This is a genomic window from Roseovarius marisflavi (genome assembly GCF_900142625.1).
GTDB lineage: Bacteria > Pseudomonadota > Alphaproteobacteria > Rhodobacterales > Rhodobacteraceae > Roseovarius > Roseovarius marisflavi.
In genome coordinates, this window is sequence record NZ_FRBN01000009.1 from 85,219 (window position 1) to 106,469 (window position 21,251).

17 protein-coding genes are annotated in these 21,251 nt (G+C 60.9%); 5 read left to right on the forward strand and 12 right to left on the reverse strand.

The window, feature by feature from the left end; all coding sequences use genetic code 11:
• Window positions 1–7: 7 nt before the first annotated feature.
• The 5 genes from BUB78_RS10040 to BUB78_RS10060 all read right to left on the reverse strand — a co-directional run bounded on the left by BUB78_RS10040 (window position 8) and on the right by BUB78_RS10060 (window position 5,837).
• Complete coding sequence (locus BUB78_RS10040) at window positions 8–2,035, reverse strand: NADPH-dependent 2,4-dienoyl-CoA reductase (protein WP_073197693.1); 2,028 nt, start codon at window positions 2,033–2,035, stop codon at window positions 8–10.
• A gap of 111 nt (window positions 2,036–2,146) precedes the next feature.
• Window positions 2,147–2,569 carry an alternative ribosome rescue aminoacyl-tRNA hydrolase ArfB gene (arfB, locus tag BUB78_RS10045; RefSeq protein ID WP_073197794.1) on the reverse strand — a complete coding sequence of 141 codons (423 nt, stop codon included), beginning with the start codon at window positions 2,567–2,569 and terminating at the stop codon, window positions 2,147–2,149.
• Window positions 2,570–2,952: 383 nt separating this feature from the next.
• Window positions 2,953–3,873 carry a penicillin-insensitive murein endopeptidase gene (gene mepA / locus BUB78_RS10050; RefSeq protein ID WP_073197695.1) on the reverse strand — a complete coding sequence of 307 codons (921 nt, stop codon included), beginning with the start codon at window positions 3,871–3,873 and terminating at the stop codon, window positions 2,953–2,955.
• Complete coding sequence (locus BUB78_RS10055; protein WP_073197797.1) at window positions 3,852–5,237, reverse strand: MFS transporter; 1,386 nt, start codon at window positions 5,235–5,237, stop codon at window positions 3,852–3,854. The genes mepA and BUB78_RS10055 overlap by 22 nt, the downstream gene beginning before the upstream one ends.
• Before the next feature lie 54 nt (window positions 5,238–5,291).
• On the reverse strand, window positions 5,292–5,837 hold the full coding sequence (locus tag BUB78_RS10060) for an acyl-CoA thioesterase (RefSeq protein WP_073197698.1): 546 nt from the start codon (window positions 5,835–5,837) through the stop codon (window positions 5,292–5,294).
• 129 nt (window positions 5,838–5,966) lie between these two features.
• On the opposite strand from BUB78_RS10060, the gene BUB78_RS10065 reads away from it, so the two are divergent.
• From BUB78_RS10065 to yaaA, 3 genes are all read left to right on the forward strand, one after another.
• Entirely contained in the window at window positions 5,967–6,254 is a 288-nt protein-coding gene (locus BUB78_RS10065) for a YggT family protein (protein ID WP_073197700.1), read from the forward strand.
• Window positions 6,255–6,328: 74 nt separating this feature from the next.
• The gene (recQ, locus tag BUB78_RS10070) at window positions 6,329–8,368 is read left to right on the forward strand and encodes a DNA helicase RecQ (protein WP_073197702.1); all 2,040 of its coding nucleotides are present in this window, start codon (window positions 6,329–6,331) and stop codon (window positions 8,366–8,368) included.
• 34 nt (window positions 8,369–8,402) lie between these two features.
• Complete coding sequence (yaaA, locus tag BUB78_RS10075; RefSeq protein ID WP_073197705.1) at window positions 8,403–9,167, forward strand: peroxide stress protein YaaA; 765 nt, start codon at window positions 8,403–8,405, stop codon at window positions 9,165–9,167.
• On the opposite strand, the gene BUB78_RS10080 is transcribed toward yaaA, so the two are convergent.
• The 5 genes from BUB78_RS10080 to BUB78_RS10100 all read right to left on the reverse strand — a co-directional run bounded on the left by BUB78_RS10080 (window position 9,152) and on the right by BUB78_RS10100 (window position 16,483).
• Complete coding sequence (locus BUB78_RS10080) at window positions 9,152–11,353, reverse strand: response regulator (protein WP_073197708.1); 2,202 nt, start codon at window positions 11,351–11,353, stop codon at window positions 9,152–9,154. The two genes, yaaA and BUB78_RS10080, sit on opposite strands and share 16 nt — an antisense overlap.
• A gap of 110 nt (window positions 11,354–11,463) precedes the next feature.
• Window positions 11,464–12,639, reverse strand: a complete 1,176-nt coding sequence (locus BUB78_RS10085) for an acetyl-CoA C-acyltransferase family protein (protein WP_073197710.1) — start codon at window positions 12,637–12,639, stop codon at window positions 11,464–11,466.
• A 117-nt stretch (window positions 12,640–12,756) separates the two neighbouring features.
• A complete protein-coding gene (locus tag BUB78_RS10090; RefSeq protein WP_073197712.1) occupies window positions 12,757–13,482 on the reverse strand; it encodes a metallophosphoesterase family protein in 726 nt (241 codons plus the stop codon).
• A 160-nt stretch (window positions 13,483–13,642) separates the two neighbouring features.
• Window positions 13,643–15,241 carry a phosphoglycerate dehydrogenase gene (gene serA / locus BUB78_RS10095; protein WP_073197714.1) on the reverse strand — a complete coding sequence of 533 codons (1,599 nt, stop codon included), beginning with the start codon at window positions 15,239–15,241 and terminating at the stop codon, window positions 13,643–13,645.
• Window positions 15,242–15,328: 87 nt separating this feature from the next.
• The gene (locus BUB78_RS10100; RefSeq protein WP_073197716.1) at window positions 15,329–16,483 is read right to left on the reverse strand and encodes a phosphoserine transaminase; all 1,155 of its coding nucleotides are present in this window, start codon (window positions 16,481–16,483) and stop codon (window positions 15,329–15,331) included.
• A gap of 160 nt (window positions 16,484–16,643) precedes the next feature.
• Here BUB78_RS10100 and serB point away from each other — a divergent pair, with 160 nt between their 5' ends.
• A complete protein-coding gene (serB, locus tag BUB78_RS10105; protein ID WP_073197718.1) occupies window positions 16,644–17,519 on the forward strand; it encodes a phosphoserine phosphatase SerB in 876 nt (291 codons plus the stop codon).
• A gap of 16 nt (window positions 17,520–17,535) precedes the next feature.
• Here serB and BUB78_RS10110 read toward each other — a convergent pair whose 3' ends face one another.
• Window positions 17,536–18,531: an asparaginase gene (locus BUB78_RS10110; protein WP_073197720.1), complete on the reverse strand. Its 996-nt coding sequence runs from the start codon at window positions 18,529–18,531 to the stop codon at window positions 17,536–17,538.
• A 190-nt stretch (window positions 18,532–18,721) separates the two neighbouring features.
• Between BUB78_RS10110 and BUB78_RS10115 the strand changes: the two genes are divergently transcribed.
• Window positions 18,722–19,249, forward strand: a complete 528-nt coding sequence (locus BUB78_RS10115; RefSeq protein WP_170865050.1) for an invasion associated locus B family protein — start codon at window positions 18,722–18,724, stop codon at window positions 19,247–19,249.
• Window positions 19,250–19,279: 30 nt separating this feature from the next.
• Here BUB78_RS10115 and BUB78_RS10120 read toward each other — a convergent pair whose 3' ends face one another.
• A complete protein-coding gene (locus BUB78_RS10120) occupies window positions 19,280–21,181 on the reverse strand; it encodes a phage tail sheath C-terminal domain-containing protein (RefSeq protein ID WP_073197722.1) in 1,902 nt (633 codons plus the stop codon).
• Window positions 21,182–21,251 lie beyond the last annotated feature (70 nt).

Consider the following 21,251-nt stretch of genomic DNA (forward strand, 5'->3'; position numbering starts at 1 on the left):
GCCGCCGTTAGAGCGCCGCCGCCAGCCGTGTACCCTGATCAATCGCGCGCTTGGCGTCAAGTTCGGCGGCAACATCCGCGCCGCCGATGACATGCACGGCCACGCCCGCCGCCTCCAACGCATCGGCAAGGCTGCGCTCGCTCAGCTGACCGGCGCAGAGAACAATCGTATCGGCCTCGATCAGGGTCGGCTTTTCGCGCGCCTCGCCAAAGCTTATGTGCAGGCCGCTGTTGTCGATCCGCTCGTAATTCACCCCGCCCAGCATCTTGACGTTCTTCATCCGCAAGGCCGCGCGGTGAATCCATCCGGTGGTTTTGCCAAGCCGCTTGCCGGGGGCCTCTGCCTTGCGCTGAAGCAGCGTAACCTCGCGCGCCGGGGGCGTGGGTTGCGGGCCTTGCTCGGCCAGACCGCCGCGTGTGTCGGCCGGGTCACCGACGCCCCATTCAGTGCGCCAAAGAGACAGATCCTCAGTCGGGCTATGGCCGTCATGCACAAGGAACTCGGCCACATCAAAGCCGATGCCACCCGCGCCGATCACCGCCACCCGGCGACCGACCGGCGCCTTGTTGCGCAGCACGTCGATATAAGACAGAACGTTCGGCCCATCCTCACCGGGAATGCCGGGATCGCGCGGGATAACGCCGGTGGCGATGATCACCTCGTCGAACCCGTCAAGATCATGCGCACTTACCGCCTGCCCCAGACGCAGGTTTACGCCCGCCTCGGCGACCATGGTTTCGAACCATTCGACCAGACCGTGAAACTCTTCCTTGCCCGGAATGACCCGCGCCATGTTGAGCTGACCACCAATCCTGTCGGCGCGATCAAACAGCGTTACCTTATGCCCGCGCTCCGCCGCCGTGATCGCCGCCGAAAGCCCGGCAGGCCCCGCGCCGACAACGGCGATGGTTTTGACCTTATCGGTCGGCTTGACCAAAAGCTCGGTTTCAAAACAGGCCTGCGGATTGACCAGACAGGAGCTTATCTTGCCGCTGAAGGTGTGATCAAGACAGGCCTGATTGCACGCAATACAGGGCGCGATAGTCTTGCCCCGCCCCGCCGCCGCCTTGGCGACGAAATCGGGATCGGCCAGAAACGGGCGCGCCATGCTGACCATATCGGCGGCGCCCTCAGCCAGAATATTCTCGCCCACCTCGGGCGTGTTGATCCGGTTCGAGGTGATCACCGGGATGCCCACCTTGCCCATCAGCTTTTGCGTGACCCAGGCAAACCCCGCGCGCGGCACGCTTGTGGCAATCGTCGGAATGCGCGCCTCGTGCCAGCCGATGCCGGTGTTGATGATCGTCGCCCCGGCGCGCTCGATCTCCTGGGCCAATTGCACAACCTCTTCATGGGTGCTTCCGTTGGGGACAAGATCAATCATGCTCAGGCGATAGATGATGATAAAGTCATCGCCCACCGCCGCGCGCGCACGCCGCACCACCTCGATCGGAAGACGCATGCGGTTTTCGTAAGACCCGCCCCAGCGGTCGGTGCGCTTGTTGGTGTGGGTGACAAGAAACTGGTTCAGGAAATAACCCTCGGACCCCATGATCTCGACCCCGTCATACCCCGCTTCGCGGGCGCGGGTGGTGGCGGTGACGATATCGGATATCTGTTTTTCGATACCCGCCTCATCCAGTTCTTTGGGCGCAAAGGGGGAAATCGGCGACTTGATTGGCGAGGCGCTCACGCATTCGGGGCCATAGGCATAGCGCCCGGCATGCAGGATCTGCATCGCGATCCGCCCGTCCGCCTCGTGCACCCGGTCGGTGACGATCCGGTGATTGGCGATATCGGCGTCACTAAACAGACCCGCCGCGCCGGGAAACACCCCGCCTTCGCGGTTGGGCGCCATGCCGCCCGTCACCATCAGACCAACACCGCCGCGCGCACGGATGGCGTAGAATTCGGCAACCCGGTTCCAATCCTTGGTTTCCTCAAGGCCGGTGTGCATCGAGCCCATCAAAACCCGGTTCTTGAGCGTCACATGGCCCAGATCAAGCGGGGCAAGAAGATGTGGATAGTTGGTCATGGCGGGCCTCCCTCAAAGCGCGATCCGAAACGTGGGAGCCAGAGCGCGCAACACGTCGAATTCCGGCGCAGGATGCCGTCTTGGCCGGCACTTGTCACCCCGGACGCTGCGTTATTCTTCGCCCTCGACGCGACCCCGCATCGCCTTGACCTCGCCGCGCACCTTCTTGGCCTTGAGGCGGCGCTTTTTCGACCCCAGAGTCGGGCGCGTCGCCACCCGGCGTTTTGGCTTTTGGGTGGCCTCAAGGATCAGGGCGGCAAGCCGGTCGCGGGCGATTTCGCGGTTGCGGGCCTGGCTTCGGGTTTCGTCGCACTGGATGATCAGAGCCCCCTCTTTCGACCAGCGCCGCCCCGCAAGTCGCCGCAGCCGCGCCTTGACCGGATCAGGCAGGCTTGGCGAGCGCTCGGCCTCGAAGCGAAGCTCGACCGCGCTGCTGACCTTGTTCACGTTCTGCCCGCCGGGGCCAGAGGCGCGCATGAACTGCTCGGTCAGTTCCCAGTCGGCAATCGTGATCTGATCGTTGATTTTCAGCATGCGACTTTCCGGTTTCAGAATGTGTTGATTTCGCATGTTCCAGAAGCTCAAAACCGGTTCCCACTTTTGAGCAACATGCTTTGACGCAAGTTTAAACCGCGAGCGGCCCAAAGCCAATCGAAAGGGCCGCCCCGATCCCGGAACGGCCCTCTAGAAGTTAGCGGAGGTGGGCCGGTTAGGCGCACCAATTCGGATGGCTTTTTCGCCCCGGGGCTGCCCTAGACGATGCTCTCCTGAACTGTTCCGACACCTCGCTCCAATACCTCTGTAGACACTGGACCACCTCCTTTCGCTTGTTGAATTCTTCTTCAGACTGCCACAAATTTTGCGTTTGTCAAAACAAAATGATGTGGTCGGCAAAGGTTTATGCGCAGGATGCTGCGTTATTGTGCCTGCAACACGGCCACACATTGGCGCGGCAGGTCCTGCATCGTCAATTCGCGGCGCGGCTTGGGCTTGGGCGCATTCGGGTCGGGCGGCGGCGGGTTGAGGATGTTGCGGACCCATGCCTGCGCCTCGGCGCAGCCATCGCCGGGCGGCGGCGCCGCCTGCGGCTGACAGCCCGAAACGTTGTCCGGGCAGTTCAGCCGCACATGGAAATGATAGTGATGCCCGTACCACGGCCGCACCTTGCGAAGCCACGCCCGGTCGCCCTTTTCATCGTTGCACATCTTCACCTTGGCACCGGGAAAGATGAATATCCGTGCGGTGCGCGGGTCTTGCGCGGCGGCTTTGACGATCTCATGATGGGCACGCGTCCAGCTGCTGTTGGTATAGGCACCATTGGCGCGGCGCATCGAGATCGACGAGATGTTCTCGCGCTGCGTGCGACTAAGCGAGAGATTATCGGCGGGCTTGAGCCAGATATCGGCATCAAGACCCATCTGATGGCTGCGGTGCCCCGATATCATCGGCCCGCCGCGCGGCTGGCTAATGTCGCCGACATAAAGCCCGCTCCAACCGGGTTGCGCGGCGGCCTTGCGCGACAGCGTCTTGATCATGTCAATGGTTTCCGGGTGGCCCCAGTTGCGGTTCCGGCTCAGGCGCATCGCCTGCCATGTGGGGCCGGTTTCCGGCAGGGTCGTCGCCCCAGCGATACAGCCCTTGGCATAGCCGCCAAGCGGGGCGGGCGATTGCGCCGAGCCATGCCCATGCGCGCCGAAAAGCTGTTTCGCCTGCACCCCGCGCATCGACGCGGGAATGCTCTGGCTTGACAATGTACCGGACGGTTTCGGCTCTGGCGCGGATTGCACGCAGCCCGCCAAAGCCATGACAAGAACGCTTAGTCTGAGATAGCCGCCCATGTTTCCCTGTCCCCTTCGGATTTGACCCAACGTAGCAGGACAAGACCGATCAGGAAAAGGAAAATGACAGGGGAAACCCCAATGCGCGCGCTGCCGCTAAGCGTGGTGACAAGGCCGATCAGGGCTGGCGCCATGAATGCCGTGGCGCGCCCTGATAGCCCGTAAAGGCCGAAATTCTCGGTCGGCGCCGCCGGATCGGTATGGCGCACCATCATCGTGCGGCTGGCGGATTGAAGCATGCCGCCAAAGCCGCCAATAAGCACACCACAGCCAAAGAAAATCATGTCCGGCAGTTTTGATCCCACCCCAAGCGGGATGCCGAAAATCTGGGTCCGGTCCATGCCGACAATTGTCACGCAAACCGCGATCAATGCCCAGATCGCGAGAATGATCACCGGCTTGGGGCCAAAGGCCTTGTCCGCCTTGCCGCCGATCCAGCTAAACAAAGCTGCGGAAATCGCGCCGATGATGCCAAAGATACCCACCGACACGATCGACCAGTTCAGCACAAGGATCGCATAGGTGCCGCCAAACCCATAAAGTCCGTTCAACGCGTCGCGGTAAAACATCGACGAGCCAAGATAGGTGCTAAGGCTGATCCGGTGACGCAGGCCTTTGATGGTCCTGGCAAGCATGCCAAGCGCCGCACCTACGCCGCGCCCCTGACGGGGCGGGCCGACATCCCGCACCCACAGGAAATAGGGCACCATGAAGATCACGAACCAAAGCGCGGTGAACGGCCCGACAAACCGCGTGCCTTCGCGCAGTTCGGGATCAAACCCAAAGGCCGGGGCCAGCCCGATCAGGGTCTTACCGCTCGGTTGTTCGACAAACAGCAACAGCATGATCATCAGCGACAGAACCCCGCCGAGATAGCCAAAGGCAAACCCCGAACCGGACAAATCCCCGACCTCTTCGGTCGTCCCAAGCGAGGGCAGTTGCGAGTTGATGAAGATAAGCGCGTATTCCGCGCCGACAAAGCCAAAGCCAAAGGCCATCAGCCCCCACCACAGGTTCGAGCCATCCGGGTTGGTCCACCACAGCGCCGTCGCGCCCAGCACATACATCGCCGAAAACGCAACAATCCAAGGAAGCCGCTTGCCGGTCGTGTCGGCAAAGGCCCCCATGATCGGCGCACCAAGCCCGATCAGCAACCCGGTCACCGTCAGGCAATAGGACCACATCGTTTGTGCGCGCGCATCGGCCAGACCTTCGCTCAGGCCGGAGGCGATGAAATAATCCGACGCGATCGAGGCAAAGAACGGCCCGAAGATAAAGGTAACCAGCAGGGTGTGATAGGGTTGGCTTGCCCAATCAAAGAAAAACCAGCCCCAGATCCGTTTGCGCGGTGAAATCTCTGCCATGCCCATTCCCTTGCCTTTGGTGGGATATGACAGGCGTTGCGGCGCGCGCGCAAGCTATTCCTCGGGGGCCTGCATCGGGGGCCAGGGGCGCAGGGCGTCGGCCTTGATCCAGGCGGCAACCCAATCGGGGGCCTCTGGCGCGGCTTCCTGATGGTTCATAGTCGCCATCACATCACCGGGCGCGATGATCCCCTCGCGCCCGGTCACGGCAGCACGATAGATGATGTGATTGGCGCAGTCGCCATTCGCCTTCCACATCGACTGTTCGAAATAAAGAAACCGCTCATCCCAGAACACCGCCCGCGAGCGCATCTCGATCTTTTCGAACATGCGGATGCGGCGGCGATAGCGCACGCTTGCCCCGGCAATCGCAAGGCCCCAGCGCTTGCGGCGCAGCGCGCTGATCAACCCGACACGCCCGGCCAGCGGAATGCGCCCCAGATCATAGATCGTCAGGGTGCGCCCGTTGTTCAATTCGCGCCACAGATCAATATCCCAGGGCATGCAGAAATGATGCGACACATGCGTTCCCGTCAGGGGCAGGCGCGGCAGGTTGCGGGTGATGAAAAGCTGCCAGAACAGACGCAGGAAGGGATACATGGGCGCTCTCTTTCGTTTGCGGCCTTGTCAGGCCTGCGCGCGCGCCCGTCAACCACAACGGCGCGTCAGCCTTGCGCTTTGGCCGCATCACGCTTAGGTCATAAGCGTTTCGTGCAAAGGACCCTCTCTATGCAATCGCTTTTCCAGATCCTGATGCTTATCCTCGATATCGTGTGGTTCTTCATCATCGCCCATGTGATCATGAGCTGGCTGATCAATTTCCAGGTGCTCAACCTGCGTCAACAGTTCGTCGCGCAGGTCTGGTACGGGCTCAACCGGTTGCTTGAGCCGATCTATAGCCAGGTGCGCCGGTTCCTTCCGGCCATGTCGGGGATTGATCTTGCGCCGCTGGTAGTGCTGGTCGCGGTCTATGCGCTTCGCATCATCCTGATCAACAACGCGGCGGCGTTCTACTGATCAAGGGTTGTCCCCCGATTCGTAGTATGAAAAGATTCCGGTAAGAGCAGAAAACAAATCTTACAGGATATGCCATGCCCGGCGCTGCCACGCTTTTGCGCGATATTTTCGGCTATGATGCATTCCGCCCCGGGCAGGAAGAGATCGTGGATGCCGTGGCCGACGGTCAGAACGTTCTGGCCATCATGCCCACAGGTGGCGGCAAATCGCTTTGCTTTCAATTACCTGCATTGATGCGCGACGGGGTAACGGTGGTCATCTCGCCGCTGATTGCCCTGATGCGCGATCAGGTGCGTGCGCTGCGCGAAGCAGGGGTCGAGGCCGGCGCGTTGACCTCTGGCAATACCGATGAAGAGACCGCCGAGGTCTGGCAGGCGCTGGAAGACGGGCGGCTCAAGCTGCTTTATATCGCGCCCGAGCGCCTTGCCGCCGGGTCGTCCATGGGGATGCTGCGCCGCATCGGCGTAAGCCTGATCGCCGTGGACGAGGCGCATTGCGTGTCGCAATGGGGGCATGATTTTCGCCCCGACTACCTTCGGATCGGGGCGCTGCGACAGGCGTTGAACGTGCCGCTTGCCGCCTTTACCGCCACCGCCGACGCCGAGACCCGCGAAGAAATCGTGCAGAAGCTGTTTGACGGCCAGCCGCCCCAGACCTTTTTGCACGGCTTTGACCGCCCCAATATCCACCTTGCCTTTGCCGCCAAGGACAACCCCCGCCGCCAGATCCTTGACTTTGCCGAGGCCCGCAAGGGCCAGTCGGGCATTGTCTATTGCGGCACCCGCGCCAAGACCGAAACGCTGGCGCGCGCGCTTGGCGAGGCGGGGCATAACGCCTGTGCCTATCACGGCGGAATGGAGGCCGGGGATCGCCGCCATGTCGAGGGCCGGTTCAACACCGAGGACGGGCTTATCGTGGTGGCGACCGTGGCCTTTGGCATGGGGGTGGACAAGCCCGATATCCGCTGGGTCGCGCATGCCGATCTGCCGAAATCCATTGAGGCCTATTATCAGGAAATCGGCCGCTCTGGCCGCGATGGCGCGCCGGCCGAAACGCTGACGCTGTTTGGCCCCGACGATATCCGCCTGCGCCGCAGCCAGATTGACGAAGGCCTTGCCCCGCCCGAACGCCGGATGGCCGATCACGGGCGGCTCAACGCGCTTTTGGGGCTGGCCGAGGCGCTGGAATGCCGCCGCGCCACACTGTTGCGGTATTTCGGCGAAACCGAATTTACCTGTGGTACTTGCGATCTTTGCGACACCCCCGCCGAGACCTTTGACGGCACCGAGGCGGTGCGCAAGGCGCTGTCGGCGATCCTGCGCACCGAAGAGAGGTTCGGCGCGGGGCATCTGATTGATATCCTGATGGGCAATGCCACCGACAAGATTTGCGCGCGCGGGCATGATGCCCTGCCGACCTTTGGCGTCGGGCGCGATATCGACAAGCGCGGCTGGCAAGGCGTGTTTCGCCAGATGATGGGGCACGACCTTATCCGCCCCGATGTGGAACGCCATGGCGCGCTGTGCATGACCGAGGCCGCCCGCCCGATCCTGCGCGACGAACAAGGCATTACCCTGCGCCGCGACACTCTCGTGAGCAAATCAAACCGCCCGGCGGTGCGCGCGCTTGTCTCGGACGAGGATGCGCCGCTTTTGTCGGCGCTCAAGGCCAAGCGCCGGGGGCTTGCCGAGGCTGCCAAAGTACCCGCCTATGTGGTGTTTAACGACCGCACCCTGATCGAGATGGCCGAGACCCGGCCTTCCTCTCTGGATCAGATGGCGCGAATAAGTGGCGTTGGCGCGAAAAAGCTTGAACGCTACGGCGATGCCTTTCTTGAGGTGATCAATGGCGCCGCCGATCACGTGCACCCGACGCGGCGCAAACTGGCCGGGCGCGATGCGGGCGAGGTTTATGACCGCCTGCTTCAGGCGCAGAGCGATCTGGCGCGCGGCGCGGCGGGAATCGACAAGCCGCTCAGTTGCTCGACCACGCTTTTGGCGCGGGTGGCAAGCGCGCGCCCGAGCACCGAACAGGAAATGGAGCGTATCCTTGGCGACAAGCGCGCCGAACGTTTTGGCACCGCCTTTCTGGACGTTCTGCGCGCGGCGCACTAGATCACACCAAACGCTTGAAAAGGGGATTTTGCGCATGCTGGTTGTTGTCTCACCCGCCAAGAAAATGGATATGGACCCGGTGGACGGTGTCAGCCCGACGCGCCCGGCCTTTCAGGCCGCCGCCGACGAGCTTGCAGAGGTGGCGCGCGGCCTAAGCGTGGGCGACCTTCAAAAGCTGATGAAGATCAGCGAGAATTTGGCGCGCCTGAACGCCGACCGCTTTGGCGATTTCGGCAAGATGGACGAAAAGCCAGCCGCATTGGCCTTTGCCGGCGATACCTATCAGGGGCTTGAGGCGGGATCGCTTGACGCCGATGAAATGGTCTGGGCACAGGACCACCTTCGGATTTTGTCGGGGCTTTACGGGGTGTTGCGCCCTCTGGACGCGATCCAGCCCTATCGCCTTGAAATGGGCAGCCGCTTGAAAACCGATCACGGAAAATCGCTTTATGAGTATTGGGGTGACCGGATTTCCAAGGCCCTAAACGCACAGGCCGAGGCCGTTGACAGCGATATTCTGGTGAATTGCGCCAGCCAGGAATATTTCGGCGCGGTTGATCCGGCGGCACTGAACTTGCGGGTGATTACGCCGGTCTTCATGGAAGAAAAGGCCGGCACGCCCAAAATCGTAAGCTTTTACGCAAAGCGCGCGCGTGGCGCGATGGCCCGCTTCATGATCCAGCACCGCCTAAGCGATCCCCAGGCCCTAAAGGATTTTGACAGCGGCGGATATCGCTATAACGCAGGGCTTTCCAAAGGCGACAATTGGGTGTTTCTGCGCGATTACCCCGAGGCCTGAATATCCTCGGCCACGCCCTCTGGCGGGCGCACGTCGGGCGGGCAGGCGTCGATGACATGGTCGATTATGGTGTCCTTGCGCAGGGGTTTGGTCATGTAATGATCAAGCCCGGCCGCCAAAATCCCACTTTCATCGCCCTCCATCGCATGGGCGGTCATCGCAACGATCGGCACATGGCCGCCGGTTGCGGCCTCGACCTGGCGGATATGCTGGGTCGCCTCCTTGCCATCCATGCCGGGCATCGAGATGTCCATGAACACGATGTCGGGTTTGAAGGATTGAAAGAACGCCAGGGCCTCATGCCCGTTTTCGGCAAACTTGAGGTCGATATCCAGGGATTTGATCATCTTGGAAAACACAAGGCGGTTGGTCTTGTTGTCCTCGGCGGCCAATACCCGCATGGCGCGGCCGGGGGCATCGTCAACCTCTGGCTCTTCGGGCACTTGCGGTTCCGGCACATTGCCCGTCGCCAGAGCGGCAAGCGCGTGGAACAACTCGCGCCGGGGCACGGGTTTTTGCAAAACCGCCTGTAAATGCACCCGACCGGGATCCTGTTCCGCATAGCCGGTGTTGTGACTGAGCAGGACAATCGGCATGGTATGCCCTGCCTCGCGAAGGGCCTCGGCGAGCTCGATACCGTCCATTCGGGGCATGTTGTGATCGGTGATGACCAAATCAATGCCTGGGCCGATTTGCGCGAGGGCCTCGGCGCCACTTTGGCAACAGACCGACTCAATCCCCAGAACCGCAAGTTGGCGCTCCAGAATTGAACGGGTCACCTCTTGTGGTTCGACAATTATCGCGCGATCAAGGCCCTCGGGCAGTCTCAGGCACTCCTCCTGCTCTGCCTCGGCCACAGGCAGCGACACCGAAAATCCGAAGGTCGAGCCTTTGCCATGCTCGGATTCGACCCAGATCTTGCCATCCATCATCCGGATCAGTTTCTGCGAGATGGCCAACCCAAGACCGGTGCCCTCGAACTTGCGGTTGCTTTCATCATCGACCTGATTGAACTCACCAAAAATATGGTCAATTTTCTCAGCTGGAATGCCGATACCGGTATCTTCTATCGCGATATGAATACTGGCATTTTCACCTTCTCGCGACGGCACCCCAGTGACACGCACCAGAACATGCCCTGCCTCTGTAAACTTGACCGCATTGCCCAGAAGGTTGGTCATGATCTGGCGGATACGCCCCGGATCACCGACAAACCGCGTCGGCAGGAACATGTCGTAATCGACCAGAAGCTCGAGCCCCTTGTCGCGGGCATTGGCCTGAAGCAGGGTGATCAGCTCGTGAATACACCGCTCAAGGTCAAACGGTTCTTCATGCAGAACAAGCTTTTCCGCCTCGATTTTCGAGTAATCCAAAACGTCGTTGATGATCACCAAAAGCGCCTCGCCGGAATGCTTGATGGTGCTCGCATAAAGGCGCTGTTCGTCGGTAAGGTCGGTATCGCCCAGCAATTCGGCCATGCCCACGACCCCGTTCATCGGGGTGCGGATTTCATGGCTCATATTGGCAAGGAAGGACGATTTGGCCCGGTTGGCCGTCTCGGCCTTGCGACGCGCCTCTTGAAGCTCTTTTTCATAGCGGATCGTATCGGAGATATTGAGCGCGAGACTAACCATATCGCCGCCATGGCCGCGCTGATCAATCAGCTTGATATACTCACCCGACCAAAGCCGCACCACCTCGGGTTCCGGCGAGGCGGATTGCCAGCGATCCAGCATCTTTTCGCGCCACGCCACCGGGGTCATGTCACCGATGTTCACGATCCCTTCTTCGGTGATGAATTGCAAAATCTCGATATAGCTGACGCCCGGTGCGACCGCCTCGAGCCCGTCAAACACCGCCATCCAGGCCTGATTGGCGGCGATCATGCGGCTGTCATTGTCGAAAAAGGCAAACCCGTCCTGAATCGTTTCGATCGAATGCCACAGGCGACGTTCGGCGATTTCAACCTTTTGATTGGCAACGTGAAGGTCGGATTTGACGCGCTGATTTTCATCACGAACCGTCTGAACCTGCGCACGGGTTTCGACAATCTCGTGGGACAGGGCGCGCGCGTGCTTGCCCAGCTTTCGGTTGGCGGATTGCAACTCCGCCTGTTTCTGTTCCAGCAGCCGTTCGGCGGCCAATCGGGCGCGCCGTTCCTCTGCCAGTTTATTGGCAAGGCTCATGCCTGTCCTCCGCCATGCCGGGATGTTAGGTCGCTACCATCCGACATCGTCGTGAAGAACTGCTTAAAGCCTTGCCAGTTTCGGCGAATTATTCCGCGCGGGTCTTGGGATCAGAGGCGCTCGATTGCGATGGCGATGCCCTGACCACCACCGATGCACATGGTGATAATGGCGCGTTTGCCGCCGGTGCGCTCAAGCTCGTAAAGCGCCTTGATGACAAGAATTGCGCCGGTGGCCCCAACCGGATGGCCAAGCGCGATCGCGCCGCCATTGGGGTTCACAAGCGCAGGATCAAGGCCAAGCCCCTTGTTGACCGCAAGCGCCTGCGCCGCGAAGGCCTCGTTTGATTCCACCAGGTCAAAATCACCGACACTCAGACCGGTTTTCTCAAGCAGCTTTTGCACTGCGGGCACCGGGCCGATGCCCATCACCTCGGGGCGCACACCGGCATGGGCATAGCCAAGCACGCGGGCGCGCGGCTTGAGACCGGCGGCCTCGGCTGCACTGGCGCGCGCCAAGACGACGGCGGCGGCACCGTCATTGATACCGCTGGCATTACCGGCGGTCACGGTGCCGTCTTTCTGGAACACGGTGCGCAGGCCTGCGAGCGCCTCGGCGGTGGTCGCCTTGGGGTGCTCATCGGTGTCGAAGGGCACCATGTCGCGCTTGACGCGAACCTCGACCGGGACGATCTGGGATTTGAAATGCCCCTCGGAAATCGCAACCCCGGCGCGGCGCTGGCTTTCAAGGGCAAAGGCATCCTGATCGGCGCGGCTGATGTCATGCTCGGCGGCGACATTCTCGGCCGTGACGCCCATATGGCCGGTACCAAACGGACAGTTCAGCGCCCCCAGCATCATATCGCGCGTCGTGACATCGCCCATTTTGGCGCCCCAGCGTTGATCGGGGACGATAAAGGGCGAGCGCGACATATTCTCGACCCCGCCGGCAAGGGCGAAATCCGCATCGTTGAGCATCAGGGACTGTACCGCCGACACAATTGCCTGAGCGCCAGAGCCACAGAGGCGGTTGACGTTCATCGCCGGGGCGCTGTCTGGAATGCCGGCATCAATGGCGGCAACGCGGCTCACGTACATATCGCGCGGTTCGGTGTTGATCACATGACCAAAGACCACATGCCCGATCTGTCCGCCCTCGACACCCGAGCGCGCAAGCGCCTCTTTGGCGACAATCGCGCCAAGGGTCGTCGGAGGTGTGCCCGCAAGGGCCCCGCCAAATGTGCCAATTGCCGTACGTGCGCCGTCAAGAATTACGATATCAGTCATGTCAGTCCCTCGGTTTTAAGTTGTCACAACCTTAGCGAGGTTGACCGGGTTATGGCAATGCGGCCCTTTCGCAATTCTGAACAGGGCAGACAGGGAAAACGCGACGCGCCCGCGAGACTATTGGGCAGGCGTGAGGGGGATTCGTCCGGTGTCGGACAAAAGCCAGCAATCGCGGCCCTCGAAGACGGCGGGCCAAAGGCCGCGACCACGACCGGCGCCGCCATCAAGGTCAATTCGGTTGCCGAAATGGGTCGGCATATCAAGGGCGGTGTGGCCATGCACCAAGAGCCAGGGATACTCGCCCTCATAGTCCAGAAAACCGTCCCTGATCCACATGAGATCATCCGGGTCCTGATTCTCAAGCGGCACGCCGGGGCGAATGCCGGCATGCACAAACAAAAGCTCGCCGATCTGATAGGTCAGCGGCAGGCTGGCAAGCCAGTCGATATGCGCGGTCGGAACAGCGGCGCGGGCGGCCTCGAGATTGGGATCGGTTTCGGAGCAAACCACCCCGTAAGATGCAAGCGTGATATCCCCGCCAAGGCGCGGATGCAGCCAGCTCAGGTCGGGGCGAAGGCGCGTGGGGTGGATATCGCCGCGTTCGATGAAATCTATGAACATCTGGTCATGATTGCCGCGCAGCACAGTCCAGTTGCGCCCGTCCGCCTGTGCCTGCATCACCCGGTCGATCACCGCGCGGCTATCGGGGCCGCGGTCGACAAGATCGCCAAGGAATATGATTTCGGCGTCGGGGCCGCCCTCGCCCTCGATCAGCGACAAGGCGGCTTCAAGAAGGGCGTCCTGCCCGTGAACGTCGGGGATGGTATAGATTGGATGTGTCATGCGGGACAAAAGCCCTGTCTTTCCCAAAATGTCCAGTGGGATTTAGGGGGCGCTGCCCCCATCGCCGCAAAGCGACGATCCCCCCGGAGTATTTCTGGAAAGATGAAAGTCACGGAACAAAGAAACAGGCGCCGCCCCGAAAGGCGGCGCAGGTCTGGCGTTAGCCGACGTCGAAGTGCAGCTGGCGAATTTGCTGGAACTTGCCGGTTGCATCGAGCGCCTTGATTGCCTTGTCCGGCACCGGGGCATCGACGTACAACAGCGCGATCGCTTCGCCGCCCGCATCGGCGCGGCCAAGGGTAAAGTTGGCGATGTTGACGCCGTTTTCGCCCATGGTCTGTCCCAGAAGGCCGATGATTCCGGGCACGTCCTCATTGGTGGTATAGAGCATGTGGCGGCCGATTTCGGCGTCGATATTGATGCCCTTGATCTGGATGAACCGCGGTTTGCCGTCGCTGAAGACCGTGCCCCCGATCGAGCGCTCGCGCTTGTCGGTCACCACTGTCACCTTGATATAGCCCTCGAACGCGCCGGATTTATCCTGTTTGGTGGTGCTGATCTTGATGCCGCGTTCCTTGGCCACCACGGGCGCCGAAACCATGTTGACCTCGGGGTTGACCGATTTCATGATCCCCGCCACGGCGGCAGAATTGAGCGCGCCGAGGTTCATCTCGGACACCACACCGTCGTAAAGGATGTTGATCGCCTTAATCGGCTCGTTCGTCATCTGGCCGATGAAATTGCCCAGGTGATCGGCAAGTTTGATCCAGGGGCCCATGACCTTGGCCTCTTCGGCGGTGACCGAGGGCATGTTGAGGGCGTTGGTCACGGCACCGGTCAAAAGGTAGTCCGACATTTGCTCGGCCACTTGCAGGGCGACGTTTTCCTGTGCTTCGGTGGTGGCGGCGCCAAGGTGCGGCGTGCAGACCACATTGGGCAGGCCAAAGAGCGGGTTTTCGGTCGCGGGTTCGTTTGCAAACACGTCAAAGCCCGCTCCGGCAACATGGCCGGATTTCAACAGATCGGCCAGCGCTTCTTCGTCGACAAGGCCACCACGGGCACAGTTGATGATGCGCACGCCCTTCTTGGTTTTCTCAAGGTTTTCGCGGCTCAGGATATTGCGGGTCTGGTCGGTGAGCGGCACATGCAGCGTGATGAAATCCGCGCGCGTGAGCAGTTCGTCAAGCTCTTCGACCTTCTCGACGCCCATCTTGTCGGCTTTTTCCTGGCTCAGGAAGGGATCATAGGCCACGACCTTCATCTTGAGGCCGCGGGCACGATCACAGACGATGCCGCCGATATTGCCGGCGCCGATCACACCAAGGGTCTTGCCGGTAAGCTCGACCCCCATGAATTTGGATTTCTCCCATTTCCCGGCATGGGTCGAGGCCGAGGCCTCGGGGATCTGGCGGGCAACGGCGAACATCATCGCGATGGCATGTTCGGCGGTGGTGATCATGTTGCCGAACGGCGTGTTCATCACGATCACGCCCTTTTTCGACGCGGCCTCTTTGTCAATGTTGTCAGTGCCGATACCGGCACGCGCGATCACCTTGAGGTTGGTGGCGTTTTCGAGAATTTTCGCTGTCACCTTGGTGGCCGAGCGGATGGCAAGACCATCATATTGGCCGATCACCTCGGCCAGTTTATCCTTGTCCTTGCCAAGGTCTGGCTGGAAATCAACCTCAATGCCGCGATCACGGAAAATCTGAACAGCGGTTTCAGACAGTTTGTCGGAGACGAGTACTTTGGGAGCCATTTTTAAGCGTCCTTATGAAAGATTGTCGTGAAAGCGTGGGTTGGCACCCACCCTACGGTCAGCCGGTAGGGTGGGTGAAACCCACGATCATGCGTCGACGGCAAGCGCCGCGATTTCGGCCTGAAACGCCCATTCTATCCAGGGCATCAGAGCCGCGACATCAGAGGTTTCCACCGTGCCGCCACACCAGATTCGGAGCCCGGCGGGCGCATCGCGGTAGGCCCCGACATCAAGGGCGACATTTTCGGCCTCAAGCCGTTTGGCGACGGCTTTGGCGAATGTGGCACCGTCGGTGATGCGGGCATCATTGAAGGTCAGGCAAACCGAGGTGTTTGACAGGGTGGCCGGATCATGGGCCAGAAAATCGACCCAGTCGTGCAGTTCGACAAAGTCGGCCACCGCCTTGGTATTGGCGTTCGCACGACCGATCAAACCCTTGAGGCCACCAACCGAGGCCGCCCAGTCAAGGGCGACGAGGTAATCCTCGACCGCAAGCATCGAGGGGGTGTTGATGGTTTCGCCGACGAAAATGCCCTCGATAAGCTTGCCACCTTTGGTGAGGCGAAAAATCTTGGGCAGGGGCCAGGCCGGGGTATAGCTTTCAAGGCGTTCAACCGCCCGCGGACTCAGGATAAGCATGCCATGCGCCGCTTCGCCGCCCAGCACTTTTTGCCAGCTGAAGGTGGTCACATCAAGCTTGTCCCAGGGCAGATCCTGCGCAAAGGCGGCCGAGGTCGCATCGCAAATGGTAAGGCCCTCGCGGTCGGGTTTGATCCAGTCGCCATTGGGCACGCGCACACCAGAGGTGGTACCGTTCCAGGTAAAGACGACATCCTTGTCGGTATCAACACCGGCCAGATCGACAATCTCGCCATACTCGGCGGTTTTGACCGTCGCGTCGAGTTTAAGCTGTTTCACCACATCGGTGACCCAACCGGCGCCAAAACTTTCCCAGGCGAGCATTTCAACCGGGCGTTCGCCCAGCAGGTTCCACATGGCCATTTCGACCGCGCCCGTATCCGAGGCGGGCACAATGCCGATCCGGTAATCGGCGGGGATGCCGAGGATGTCGCGCGTGCGCTCGATCGCGGCTTTCAGCCTGGCCTTCCCGACGGCGGCACGGTGGCTGCGACCCAGGGGCGCATCAGCGAGATTATCAAGCGAGAATGTGGGGATTTTGGCGCAGGGGCCAGAAGAGAAACGCGGATTTGCCGGCCGCGTTGCCGGAGTATCAATAGCCATGAATGCTACCCTTTCAGATAAGCGCCCCTCGTTGGGGAGGGGTGTCCCGCCTATCGCATTACGGTGCATCAGGGCCTTTCGCAAGTGCAGAAATGACGCTAGAACGCCGCTTGAATGAGAAAATGCGACCTGTCGCGACTACGATCGGAAACTTCGTTAAATGTTCATTGCCACATTGATTGCGCCCAAGGGCGCGCTGGATCCTGCCCTTGTTCACGCCCTGCGCAATGCCTGGGGGGGCGGTGATGCGATCTGGCTTGCGCCCGACGAGGCGGCGGAATTCGCGCTGGAGCAGGTGCCTGACAATCAGTGGGACGTGTGGGGCGATCTGCAAAAGGCGCGTGTCGATCTCGTGGTGCAGCCCGAAACGGGGCGGCGCAAGAAGATGCTGCTGGCGGATATGGACAGCACGATGATCTGTCAGGAATGCATTGACGAGCTGGCTGAGGTCGCGGGCGTCGGCGCGCATGTCAAAGAGATCACCGCGCGGGCGATGAATGGCGAGCTTGATTTCGAAGGCGCGCTGATCGAACGGGTGTCATTGCTCAAGGGGCTGGATGAGGGCGTGATCGCGCAAGTTCTTGAAAGCCGGATCACCTATATGCCCGGTGGCGCCACCCTGCTGGCGACGATGAAGGCACATGGGGCCTATTGCGCGCTGGTCTCTGGCGGGTTCACCGCCTTTACACAGGCGGTCGCCGCCACGCTCGGGTTTGACGAAAACCGCGCCAACATGCTCTTGGTCGAGGGCGGCGTTCTGCTTGGCGATGTGGCGCGGCCCATATTGGGGCGCGAGGCCAAGATACAGGCACTGGAAGAGATCAGCGCGCGGCTTGGCATTGCCGAGGATGATGTTCTAGCGGTCGGCGACGGGGCCAACGACCTCGGCATGCTGGGGCGGGCCGGGTCCGGCGTGGCGCTTCATGCCAAGCCAAGCGTCGCCGCCGAGTGTGACATCCGCATCAATCACGGCGACCTGACCGCGTTGTTGTATCTACAGGGCTACGCGCAGGATGAGTTCGCGGGCGGGCTCTGACAGCCCGCCTCGCGGATCAGACCAGCGCCGCTGAGGGTTTGATCATTCCGATCTCGATCCCGCGCCGGTTTAAAATCGGTGCGTTCATGAATTTGCGGGTGGCCGGGTGATCTGCATCCAGCACGCCGAGCCTGACCAAAAGCGCCGCAATCGCGCATTCGGCACCGCGCGTTCCGCCATCGGTGATCTTAAGGGCTATGCCCATCTTGCGGGTCGGCAGGATGGCGATGAAAAAGGCCTCGGCCCCGGTCTTGAGCGCCACAGGTTCTTTACAGGCGCGCATCAGCTCGGTGCAGGCGCGCCCCTCACCCGCCACAAGCTCGGGATGCGCGACCATGGCCTGCCAAAGCTGGATAGCGGCGGTCTGATTGGCATCGACACCCTCCCGAGCCCCGGCAAACCACGCCATCGCACGCGCCATCCCGTGCAGGCTTGAGGCATGGTTGGGCGCCGAACATCCGTCGATCCCGTAAAACGGCGAGGTCTCGCCCGTTACCGTTTCAAATGCATCCAAAACCGCCTTTTGCACCGGGTGATCGGGGTCAATGTATTCGGCGCTGCCGCCAAGGTGACGGTTCAGCGTCAGGAAGCCCGCATGTTTGCCCGAGCAGTTGTTGTGCACCTGACAGGGCGAAGTATCAGAGCACAGCAGCGCCTTGTGGGCCACCTTGTCATCCGGGTCTTGTGGCCCGCAGCGGAGATTGTCATCGCTCAGCCCAAGATCGGCAAGCCAGCGGTTGACGCGCTCGGTGTGAATTGCCGCCCCGTTATGCGACGCGCATGCCAGCGCAAGCTGCTCTGAGGTAAGGCCATGGACCCTGGCCGCGCCACTTGTGACCAACGGCAGCGCCTGAATCATCTTGGACGAACTGCGCGGCAGAATGGTTGTGGCGGGATCGCCCCAAGCCTCGACAATCTCACCACCCGAAGCGCAAATCACCGCGTGACCCAGATGCACGCTTTCGGCCATCGGGCCGCGCCAGATTTCAGTCATCGGAACAGGTTGGGTCATCAAAGGCCTCCGGCAGATAGGGATCACAGGCGTGTGTGCGAAAATCCGCCAATTGCGTCTTTCACTTCTCGCCTGTTTCAGGCTAATGTTGCAATGTCGAGACGGGACTGGTCGCACATAAAAAGAATTCCGTAAAGGGATGGGCGCGACCTCTGAAATTGAGGCTTAGGACAGCTTGGAGGCTGGACAGATGGTATCACGATTTGCACGCGGCGTGGCCGTGGCATTGGCCGCGATGGTGGCAACGGGCGCAACCGCGCAGGAAACAAGCACCAATCAGGTGGCGGCCAAGACCGCATGGAGCGTGTTTGAAGATAACGACCCGCGCGAATGCTGGGCGGTGTCGGCCCCGACCGAAACGGTCAACACCAAGGATGGCCGCGTCGTCGCCGTGCGCCGTGGTGACATCCTTTTGATGACGTTCTTTCGCCCCGGCGCGGGCGTTCAGGGCCAGATCACCTTTACCGGCGGCTATCCCTTTGCCGGCGGCTCGACCGTCAACATGAATATCGGCGGTACCGAGTTTGAATTGTTCACCGAAGGCGAATGGGCCTGGCCTGCAAGCACGAGCGATGACGCCAAGATCCTGGCCGCGATGAAGCGCGGCGCAGAGGCCGTCCTTAGCGCGCGCTCGTCGCGCGGCACGATCACCAGGGATTCGTTCTCTCTGTCGGGCTATACGGCGGCGGTCGAAGAGGCCGAAAAGCGCTGTAAGTAGTGGCGGACCGGCGGCCCGGAAAACGGGCCGTCAGGATCTCTGCATCTGCTGTTGAAACGTGATCTCGATAAATTCGGCAGGGCGGGTAACAGCGACCAGAACCGTGACCCGCAGGGTGCCTTCGATTATATCCTCAGGCGTCATGGTTTCCCCAAGACCAACCTGAACGCCAAAGGCCTCGGCGGGCACCGCCCCGGCAAGACCGCCCTGCTTCCAGACGCCTGTCAGAAAGTTTTCGATCATCGCGCGGATCGTAAGCCATGTGCTGGCATCGTTGGGTTCAAAGACATAGGCCTTGACGGCAAGTCTGATGGATTGCTCTATCATGATCATGGTGCGGCGCACCGGGACATAGCGCCAGTCAAGCGAGTTGCCATCAAGCGTGCGCGCACCCCAGACAAGCGTGCCTTCGCCCACGAAAGAGCGGATCGCGTTGATGGATTTGCCAGTGGTCGTGACGTTCAGGTCTTCCTGCTGCTCATGGTTGATGGTGACGGTCGGTGAGGTGACGGCATTGACCGAGACATTGGCAGGGGCTTTCCAGACGCCACGCGAATTGTCGACCATGGTATAGAGCCCGGCCATGGCTGCGGCAGGGGGCATGATATTTAAAGCCGCTGCCATTGCGCCTGTGATCTTTACATAAGCCCGAGACATGCCACGAAGGGTTTTGTCGAGCATTTGCTGGCTCATCACGGATGCACTGATCTCGCCGCGCAGTTTACCCTGCATCTCAGAGGTCGGCGCGGCCCCCTCCCCGGCCAGAACAAGAACTGTGCGCAAGAGGGTTGCAAGCCCGTCCTTGTCGGTGACGATCACCGCAAACTGGCCGGTTGTCGCGGCGTCTTTGTCATGGACAAAGCTGACCGCGCCCGCCTCCAGCTCTTGTTGCGTAAAGGAGGTAAGGGCGGTGTCGGTGCCCGTGGCAACCAATGCGCCGGGCATCTGGCCGGTGTCGAGGATTTCAAAGCGCAGATCGGCGGCGGTGCTGATTTCATCGGTCGCGGATATATCCGCAGCACTCACGATCACCTGTCCGCCGAGAGGGACGGTGATGGTAAAGTCACCGACAAGCTCCGGCGCGCCGATCTTGTTGATTTCCGCAATGAAAGCCGCGTTGTCTTCGTGCTCTGCAATCAAGAGCTTGCGCAACTCTGCATGGCTCGCGGGAGAGATGTTTTCGAAAGTGAAATCGCGGTCCTGCCAGATAGTCGTGTTGAGCCAGGGATAATAACCCGCCCCAAAGCCCAGCCAATTATTGCCGATATCATTGCGAAAGGTCGCGACCGGATCGCCAAGGGCACTGCTCTGCGGCAGGTGGCCGGAAGAGATATCGAGGATGGCAAAGCGGTCGCGCATTCTGTCGCCGCAATGGGCCAGCATCGCCTGAAGCACCCGCTTCGCATCGGCACGCGACAGGCGGGTGGTTTCGGGGATCACCAAAAGCGTCGGCTCGGCTTCTTTTTCAAGGCCGGTGATGGCGGCGATCATTCTATCGGCGTCAAAGGGATCACCATAGCCGCCGATAGAAGTGACATAACAGGGCCCGCCTCCGTTCTCGAAAAAGAGACGCATGGCGCCATAAAGGCAATAGGCCGGGTTGCTCTGGATCAGGTCTTGCGTGGACGAAATTGGAACAGGCGGCAAGGCGGGGGCGCTATCAGCACCCGCGTCGCTCAGCGGTGAAGGGTTGGGCAGCGCCGCTGTTGGCTTGATCTCAAAAAGCGGCGTCGGGGCACTGCCGAACACCGCTTGAAACTCGGCCAGCGAGGTGAGGCGCGTCGGGGTGTCATGCAAAGACCCGCTGCCATTCATTGCCGTTTCCGTGTGCCCGATAAAGGCGGGCACAGCGGTGGCGACCTCAACCACGGAATTGGGAAAGGCGTCCTTTTCGACAATGTAAACGCCGGGCGTTTTATACTGACTGGCCATTGCGATATCCGATTTTTGCAAAAAGCTGACGTTCTGAAAACAGGGCCCTGCGGCGGCGCAAGAACTGCCG

Bases quoted from the DNA above. Each gene is read 5' to 3' on its own strand.
- BUB78_RS10040 (WP_073197693.1), bottom strand. From the start codon at position 2,035: ATGACCAACTATCCACATCTTCTTGCCCCGCTTGATCTGGGCCATGTG.
- BUB78_RS10120 (WP_073197722.1), bottom strand. From the start codon at position 21,181: ATGGCCAGTCAGTATAAAACGCCCGGCGTTTACATTGTCGAAAAGGAC.
- BUB78_RS10110 (WP_073197720.1), bottom strand. From the start codon at position 18,531: ATGACCCAACCTGTTCCGATGACTGAAATCTGGCGCGGCCCGATGGCC.
- BUB78_RS10090 (WP_073197712.1), bottom strand. From the start codon at position 13,482: ATGACACATCCAATCTATACCATCCCCGACGTTCACGGGCAGGACGCC.
- BUB78_RS10060 (WP_073197698.1), bottom strand. From the start codon at position 5,837: ATGTATCCCTTCCTGCGTCTGTTCTGGCAGCTTTTCATCACCCGCAAC.
- BUB78_RS10055 (WP_073197797.1), bottom strand. From the start codon at position 5,237: ATGGCAGAGATTTCACCGCGCAAACGGATCTGGGGCTGGTTTTTCTTT.
- recQ (WP_073197702.1), top strand. From the start codon at position 6,329: ATGCCCGGCGCTGCCACGCTTTTGCGCGATATTTTCGGCTATGATGCA.
- BUB78_RS10100 (WP_073197716.1), bottom strand. From the start codon at position 16,483: ATGGCTATTGATACTCCGGCAACGCGGCCGGCAAATCCGCGTTTCTCT.
- mepA (WP_073197695.1), bottom strand. From the start codon at position 3,873: ATGGGCGGCTATCTCAGACTAAGCGTTCTTGTCATGGCTTTGGCGGGC.
- BUB78_RS10115 (WP_170865050.1), top strand. From the start codon at position 18,722: ATGGTATCACGATTTGCACGCGGCGTGGCCGTGGCATTGGCCGCGATG.
- yaaA (WP_073197705.1), top strand. From the start codon at position 8,403: ATGCTGGTTGTTGTCTCACCCGCCAAGAAAATGGATATGGACCCGGTG.
- serA (WP_073197714.1), bottom strand. From the start codon at position 15,241: ATGGCTCCCAAAGTACTCGTCTCCGACAAACTGTCTGAAACCGCTGTT.
- arfB (WP_073197794.1), bottom strand. From the start codon at position 2,569: ATGCTGAAAATCAACGATCAGATCACGATTGCCGACTGGGAACTGACC.
- serB (WP_073197718.1), top strand. From the start codon at position 16,644: ATGTTCATTGCCACATTGATTGCGCCCAAGGGCGCGCTGGATCCTGCC.
- BUB78_RS10065 (WP_073197700.1), top strand. From the start codon at position 5,967: ATGCAATCGCTTTTCCAGATCCTGATGCTTATCCTCGATATCGTGTGG.
- BUB78_RS10085 (WP_073197710.1), bottom strand. From the start codon at position 12,639: ATGACTGATATCGTAATTCTTGACGGCGCACGTACGGCAATTGGCACA.
- BUB78_RS10080 (WP_073197708.1), bottom strand. From the start codon at position 11,353: ATGAGCCTTGCCAATAAACTGGCAGAGGAACGGCGCGCCCGATTGGCC.